Origin of the sequence: Neobacillus kokaensis, from assembly GCF_014656545.1 — a bacterium.
In the GTDB taxonomy this organism is placed as follows: domain Bacteria; phylum Bacillota; class Bacilli; order Bacillales; family Cytobacillaceae; genus Neobacillus; species Neobacillus kokaensis.
In genome coordinates this window covers 141335-149130 of sequence record NZ_BNDS01000012.1, presented here as the reverse complement: position 1 = coordinate 149130, position 7796 = coordinate 141335, and the positions used below count along the sequence as shown (strand labels likewise).

Annotated in this window: 8 protein-coding genes; 5 read left to right on the top strand and 3 right to left on the bottom strand. The window is 36.7% G+C overall.

The features are described from left to right. Positions 1–134: 134 nt before the first annotated feature. Positions 135–914: a J domain-containing protein gene (locus IE222_RS15210; RefSeq protein ID WP_191274216.1), complete on the bottom strand. Its 780-nt coding sequence runs from the start codon at positions 912–914 to the stop codon at positions 135–137. Between the two features lie 373 nt (positions 915–1287). On the opposite strand from IE222_RS15210, the gene deoD reads away from it, so the two are divergent. The 5 genes from deoD (at position 1288) to IE222_RS15185 (ending at position 6274) form a co-directional block, all read left to right on the top strand. Continuing rightward, the gene (gene deoD, locus IE222_RS15205) at positions 1288–2001 is read left to right on the top strand and encodes a purine-nucleoside phosphorylase (protein WP_191274214.1); all 714 of its coding nucleotides are present in this window, start codon (positions 1288–1290) and stop codon (positions 1999–2001) included. A gap of 184 nt (positions 2002–2185) precedes the next feature. Beyond that, a complete protein-coding gene (locus IE222_RS15200; RefSeq protein WP_191274213.1) occupies positions 2186–3589 on the top strand; it encodes an MFS transporter in 1404 nt (467 codons plus the stop codon). Then, positions 3589–4764 (top strand): phosphopentomutase, encoded by a 1176-nt coding sequence (gene deoB / locus IE222_RS15195; RefSeq protein WP_191274241.1) that lies wholly within the window; start codon positions 3589–3591, stop codon positions 4762–4764. The genes IE222_RS15200 and deoB overlap by 1 nt, the downstream gene beginning before the upstream one ends. 17 nt (positions 4765–4781) lie before the next feature. After that, positions 4782–5519, top strand: coding sequence for a GntR family transcriptional regulator (locus tag IE222_RS15190; protein ID WP_191274211.1), 738 nt, complete (start codon positions 4782–4784; stop codon positions 5517–5519). Positions 5520–5581: 62 nt separating this feature from the next. Next, the gene (locus tag IE222_RS15185) at positions 5582–6274 is read left to right on the top strand and encodes an SDR family oxidoreductase (RefSeq protein ID WP_191274240.1); all 693 of its coding nucleotides are present in this window, start codon (positions 5582–5584) and stop codon (positions 6272–6274) included. Positions 6275–6410: 136 nt separating this feature from the next. Here IE222_RS15185 and IE222_RS15180 read toward each other — a convergent pair whose 3' ends face one another. After that, positions 6411–6548 (bottom strand): hypothetical protein, encoded by a 138-nt coding sequence (locus IE222_RS15180; RefSeq protein WP_191274209.1) that lies wholly within the window; start codon positions 6546–6548, stop codon positions 6411–6413. Between the two features lie 501 nt (positions 6549–7049). Further along, positions 7050–7589 carry a CBO0543 family protein gene (locus IE222_RS15175; RefSeq protein WP_191274207.1) on the bottom strand — a complete coding sequence of 180 codons (540 nt, stop codon included), beginning with the start codon at positions 7587–7589 and terminating at the stop codon, positions 7050–7052. Positions 7590–7796 lie beyond the last annotated feature (207 nt).

The window sequence follows — 7796 nt, the reverse complement described above, 5'->3', positions numbered from 1 at the left end:
GAAATCAACAGACCTATTGAACAGTCTGTTCATCAACTCATTGTATCAAATTAACGCGGTGAATTAATAAAGAATCTGTATAAAATAAAAGGCCATCGAAAGTTTTTCGACAGCCTGGAGTACCTCTGTACTCATTAACCCTTCATCCTATTCTTATAAAAATCATATTCCGTTTTAATATAATGAAACGCCTCCGGGCTGCCGCCGTGATCGGGATGGGTCACTTTTAATAATTTCTTATATCCCGCTAAAATCTCCTTTTGACTGGCACTTTTGGAAAGTCCTAATTTTTGACGATAATCATTCGTTTGAAGAGGAAGCTGAGCCCCCTGCTGCTTGCGTTCTTTAGGAGTACCTTTAGAAAGTTCTTCTTTTAACTTTAATACTTCATTGCGCAAATCCATATTTTCCCGTAATAGTTTCTTGGTTTCGTATTGTAATTCGTTTTTTTCTTTCTCCTGTTTCAACCACTCTTTTTGTAATTTATCCCTTTGCTGAATTAATGAATGGATGGAAGTTTGATGAAGCTGCTCAATCCCTTTTATTTGCTCATCCTGTGCTTTGATCTTTGCTTTTAGCTGGCGGATCATGGAATCGGAATCTCTGGAAACACGTAAAGAACGGGTTTCTTCCGTTCCATTAGATATGTACTCAGTTTTTCGTCCTATGTTTTGCACCCTTCCTTCACTTAGCCAGCGCTGGACAATTTGCATCCCCTGGTTTTCGGCAATACCAGCGTCCTTCAACATACTTAAAGCCTGAACTGTATCATTAAATTGGTATCCCGATTTGTTCTGCCCTTTTCCCTCAAATGTGATCTTTCTCTCGCGCAGCCAGCGTCTTACCGTTAAAATACTATTTTCCTCTGTAACTCCCGCATCTATTAACATTTCATAAGCTTGATCCGTGTTCACCAAACTCCCCCTTCCCCGCTTTTCATTAATTTTTATATTATAGGAGGAAATCAAAAATGTGAATGGATAAATAAGACTATGGTATTTAGTGTTAAACCTCAGGAAAAATTCGCCAAAAGCTTTTCAAACAAACTTTTAGTTGAATACGCCTCAAACCCGCTATAATATTTGCTTTTCAGCACAATATTAATAAAGACTGCCAGGAATCGTCCCGTTTGTTAAAGAGAGGAGGTTTCAGGCGGTGCCTGGCACCGTTTTTGTCTTTATTATGAAAGTGCTTGCACCAAATAATGAATTATGTTATTTTTAACTTGTTTAAAAAATAGACATGTCGAAAAAAGTCAAATTTTCACTAAAGGAGCAAAAGAAAACGATGGTTACTATGAAAGAAACACCTCATATTAAACCCAACGGAGTAGAAATAGCTGAAACTGTTCTATTACCTGGGGATCCTTTAAGAGCAAAATTTATTGCGGAAACTTATTTAGAAAATGCCCAGTGCTTTAATGAAGTACGAGGAATGTTAGGATATACAGGTACGTACAAAGGCAAGAAAATCTCTGTTATGGGAACGGGAATGGGCCCAGCCAGCATGGGGATTTATTCTTGGGAATTAATTAATGTCTTTGGCGCTAAAAATTTAATTAGAATTGGTACTTGTGGTGCCCTGCAAGAAAACATTGAATTATATGACGTTATTTTAGGTATGGGATCTGCAACAGATTCCAATTATGGCCATCAATTTAATTTACCTGGACAATTTCCATTAACCGCTTCTTTCGAACTTTTGCAAAAAGCAAAAAATATTGCTGATGAAAAAGGTCAAAAAGTTCATATTGGAAACATCCTTTCAAGCGAAATATTTTATCATGCTGACCCAACAGTGATGAAAAAATGGACAGACATCGGTATTCTAAGCGTTGAAATGGAATCTGTAGCCTTATATTGGAATGCCATTCAAGCACGTGTCAATGCATTATGTATTTTAACGGTAAGTGATCATATGATTACGGGAGAACATACTACTCCTGAGGAACGTCAGACTGCCTTTACGAAAATGATGGAGATCGCATTAGAGCTGGCCTAATTTAAAAGGAATACTATAAGACAAGCATCTTTTACAGCCTCAGATGTAAGGGATGCTTGTCTTAACCGGTAACGATCAGTCATCCAAGTAAACGAGTAAATGCAAATAGTTGTCTTTTTTATACACTAAGAGAAAGCGTTATCTTATATTAATTTTGTTCATAACTAGCGGAGGTATATTCATCATGAATAGCTCAATTGAAAAACAATCGATTGTAAACGTAAGCAAAATAGTTCCGGTTATATTAACATTAATGATTTTTTCACTCGTGATCGATAACTCTTTTAAAATTATTTCTCCCGATTTAGTAAAGTATTTCGGGGTATCAGCAAGTACAGTAAGCTGGCAGGTAACGCTGGCAGGATTAGTCATTGGGATTGGCGCAGTTGTTTATTCCTCTCTGTCTGATTCCATCAGTGTACGAAATTTGCTGGCCGCAGGTATCATCTTAATTTGTATAGGATCTTTACTTGGCTATATCACTCACACGAATTACTGGCTAGTCGTGTTTTCAAGAATCATCCAAGCGGCTGGCTTAGGGGCGACTGAAACACTTTACTTAATTTTCATCGCTAAATACGCAAGTGCAGAAGACCAAAAAAAGTATATGGGATTTAGTACGAGCAGCTACCAGCTTGCGACTGTTATTGGGATCTTAGCAGGCGGATTTGTTTCAACTTACCTGCAATGGCAGAACTTGTTTTTAATTCCTTTACTAAGCATAGTATTATTGCCATTCATTCTTAAGTATTTACCAAAAGAAGAAAGAAAGAAAAATAATGTAGACTTTATAGGACTCATTTTAATCGCAACCGTTTCTACCTCAATTATGCTGTATATGTCCTACTTCAATTGGGGAATTTTTGTTCTCTTTGTTGCATCTGTGATTGCGTTCTTAGTTTATATCAGTAAAAAGAAAAATGCGTTTATCACAATTGAATTCTTCAAAAACAAACAATTTTTATTTGTATTAGTGGTAGCATTTATCATTTATTCCACTTATGCTGCTTATGCTCTAAATACACTATCATTCCTGTTGACAACTCTATATGATATCAAATTGGATACTGTTTCATTGATGTTTATACCAGCATGTTTGTTAGCAGCCTTCGTTGGGGCGTTATCAGGTAAAATAGGGAAATATCTAAGCAGTAAGCAAGGTGTTTATTTAGCCATTAGTTTAATTATTATCAGTATCCTAATGGGTGCCTTCTTTGTCGATACTTCTATTACAGTATTTGTCATTTCTCTTATTTTATTTTCTTGCAGCTTTGCATTGCTCTATGCACCGTTAATCGATACAAGCATTAAAAATGTTCCAACTGAAAAATCAGGGACAGCATTAGGCTTCTATAATTTATGCATCAATATCGCGATGTCAGCTGGTTTTACCTATTCAGCCTTTTTAATTGATAAAAAAGATTTACAATTTAGCTTTTTGCGTTTTGTGACAAAGGATGCAACAGCATTGAATTATAGTAGTATTATCATGATCATTGCAGCCATTGCGGTACTAGCCATCGTTTTATTTTGGGCTTTAGTTGGTCGAAAATTAGAAAACAATAATCAAAGGAAGAATGCAGCTTGATGAAATTTAAACGTATACACTTAATTGTCATGGATTCAGTAGGCATCGGCGAAGCTAAAGATGCGGAACAATTTAATGATGTCGGTTCTCATACACTGTTACACATTGCAGAGTATATGAATGGACTCGATATGCCGAATCTAGCAAAATTAGGTCTGTCCAATATTGAAGAAATCCCAGGTGTACCCAAAGCGGACAAACCTCTTGCCTATTATACGAAATTGCAGGAAAAATCAGTTGGGAAAGATACAATGACAGGTCATTGGGAAATCATGGGCTTAAATATCGATAAACCATTTAATGTGTATCCAAATGGTTTCCCCGACAAATTAATCAACCAAATCGAAGAAATGACAGGCCGTAAAGTGGTCGGGAATAAACCTGCTAGCGGAACAGCAATCATTGATGAATATGGGGAGCATCAAATGAAGACGGGAGATTTAATTGTCTATACGTCAGCTGACCCTGTTCTGCAAATTGCAGCTCATGAAGAAATCATCCCGCTAGAAGAACTATATGATATTTGTGAAAAGGTTCGAGAAATCACAAAAGACCCTGCCTATTTAATTGGCCGAATTATCGCGAGACCCTATGTGGGCAAACCCGGGAACTTTACAAGAACATCCAATCGCCATGACTATGCATTAAAACCATTTAGTAAAACCGTCATGAACAGCCTGCAGGATGGAGGCTATGATGTCATTGCCATCGGAAAAATTAATGATATCTTTGATGGTGAAGGGGTAACAGAAGCCATTCGTACGAAGGACAATATGGATGGTATGGACAAATTGCTCGAAGTCATGGAGAAGGACTTTATAGGAATGAGTTTCTTAAATTTAGTCGACTTTGATGCCTTATATGGCCATCGCCGAGACCCAGAAGGCTATGGGAAAGCTTTAGAAGCGTTTGATAAACGTTTAGATGAAGTGTTAAAATCAATCCGAGAAGATGATTTGTTAATCATTACGGCTGACCATGGCAATGATCCAACCTTTTCTGGTACTGACCATACACGTGAATTTATCCCCGTACTGGCTTATTCGAAAAAATTAAAGGACTCTGGCAAATTACCTGAAAATGATACATTTGCAGATATTGGTGCAACGATAGCAGACAACTTCGCTGTGGAAATGCCTAATAACGGTCATTCTTTCTTACCACTTCTTAAATAAAGGAACTGAATGGATGAATGAATACAACCATGCCAGATAAATTGAAAAGACCATTATATATATATGTATATGACGAGCTCCTTCTTCAAATTACAAAGGGTGAATTCCCTGTAGGCAGCCAGCTTCCCTCTGAACCAGATTTAGCAAAAAAACTTGGGGTTAGCCGTGCTACATTAAGACAAGCTTTAGCACTTTTGCAGGATGATGGATTAGTAAGAAATGTTCACGGAAAAGGGAACTTTGTTATTGATTCCTTTTACAAACAGCCAGATAGTGTTCAATTAGAAAAATTAAGTAACCCCATGCAAAAGTGCCATAAAAGTACATTTGACAGAATCGATACACATTACCGACTGGAAACGGAAACAGAATATACGAAACAAGTATTAAAAAGAGACTTATCAGGAGTAGCGGCTATAGAACGTCTGTATAGAAAAGGGAACGATTTAGTAGGCTATGCTTTTACTTTTATGTCTATGGAAACGGTAGAAAGTTTATCCTTGGACTTAGATAATAAGGAACTACTGCTGGATTTTCTAGAGAACCAAGCGTATGTGAATGCGAATCATGGAGAAATTGAAATAAGGTATACACATACCGTAAATTTAGCCGATCAGAAAGAAAAATTAATTGGCCGAAATGAGTGTTTTTTACTATTAGAAAGCCTTTACGGAAATGAAGATTATCCATTAATGTACAATAAATTTTATATACCTCAACAGTTTTCGAAAATAAAATTAAATATTTATAAATAGCTAATAGATGAACACACAAATTGGACCATTTGAAATTTTTTAACGCAAAAGGAATGAATCATATGGATATGAAGGTTGTCGTTATTACAGGTGCCGGAAGTGGACTAGGGGCTTCCTTAGCAAAGAAGTATTCTGATTTAGGATGCCATGTATGCTTACTGGGAAGGACTAAATCAAAACTTGATCAAACGGCTGAAACATTAACTCATAGCCATTCGATCTACGAAGTAGATGTTACCTCTAAAACAAATGTGGCAAAGGTCATGCAATCGATTAAGGAAGAAGCAGGACCAGTTGATTTATTAATCAATAACGCAGGTGTCGGTGATTTTGATTTGGCTGAAAATATTGGGGAAGAATCTGTTCACCATATGATTGATATTAATCTAAAGGGAACCATCTTCTGTACACAAGAAATACTGCCTGATATGAAAAAGCGCAATCAAGGAATCATTGTTAATATTGTTTCGACTGCAGGACTGGAAGGCAAAGTGAACGAGACGGTTTATTGTGCAAGTAAATTTGGCGTTCGCGGCTTCACCGAGAGTTTAGCCGTTGAACTGCAGGATACAGCAATCAGGGTGTTGGGAGCCTATATGGGTGGTATGAAATCACCATTTTGGGATGGGATTTTCGAACCAGAGCGAATTAATCGCCTGATGGATCCTGATGATGTAGCCGATATCATTATCGAAAACACGAAACCACGCGCTTCTCTCACTGTAACGGAAGTTATTATTAAGAACAAGATTTAATATCGTATAAGTCTAGCTGCGCCAATTCTTCTGGAGCCACCTATTTCGGGTAACTAGAACTTTATATTGAAACCACCTTTTTGCATTTACTTGCTTTTAGCGGCGCTGGGTGGTTTTTCTTCTTGTTAAGTAAAGCTTATATTACTAAAGGATTGCATGGTTCAGCAGCTACTATTTCAGCCTTCCCATTCAACCGCGCTAGTTCGTTCATATACTGTGTCCAAAGTGCAGCAATCTCAGCGGAAGTTAATTTAGCATTAGATAGGTTGTCCAATCTAAACACCTCCATTTTTTCATAAGTTATCCTATTGACTACTTCGATATTCAGATCTAGAGGAATAGTTCATGATTTTTGTCTAATAATAATCTTAGTGTTTTCATAACACTAAATTTCAATGTGGAGGTAGATACTTTTGAATATTTTAATTGGCTTGATTATCAGCTTAATTAAAATAAGAATTCGAGTTACCCATTTGTTGGACGATATACTCTTAAGATTAAAATATTTATTAAGAGTTCCATCTCTAACATAGGTTTGAATCTCTTTAAGTATCTTTAAATTCACATTGTATTAGGTGGGCATAAATTGCTCACCTTAACCCCTAGTTTACAGACCACATTACCCCAGATGTTCCTTTTCTTATTAAAAAAGAGCTGCAAGAGAAACGTCTGCCTTCATAACATTCCCATTAGCCTTAACAACATAGCCTGCAGACTTTGCATTAATCCCCGTTAGACCAGCCCGCCGCAGCACGACTTATTTCAATTCTTGCACCTATTCATTTTCCTTCAATCTCTTTATGATATAAAAAATAATTTGGGCTATAATGGAGAAACCAATAAATGAGAAAGTATGTTTCCAATTAGTTAATTCAAACATACCCCATTTTATGAATAAGGCCTCTACTATAAAAGAAAAAAATGCCGATAATAATATGGAGGAAAACAAATATGTTTTATACTTATTTGTATACTGATATATGAACATAAACGCAACAGGAATAACTGTGATATCAGCAGGGAACAATGGAGGAACCATAGGAAACAGCTTGTGAGGATAACCCCATAGAAGCATTTCTCCGCCAATTATATCTAATAAAGAAGCCATAACTGCCCAAGTTAAACCATAACTTAGGAGTTCATATGTCCTTTTCTTGTCACGAAACTTTACCCAAATAATCCAAGGTAGTATAGTTGCTGCAAGAAGCAGCCACCATTGCCACGTCAATAAATCTCCATGAAACCAGTGCTCAGTTGAGATATCTCTTAAAGTTTCTCTCGCTTTTTTTACATCCTCATAGGTTGGATATTTCAAAAAGTATACACTCCGTATTGTAGTTTATAATACATCTAATTTATCCAATAGCCATTTAGATATACGTTCAGTAGCAATCAGGAATTTTCAGAAAACTGACCCTTTTTCAGCTGTTGAGAGCTCACCACGACATGACATGCTAGTTTGCTTCCCTGCCGACATTTTGCCATCTAGAATTGGAAATGGAATGCTCTCCAAGTGTGATTT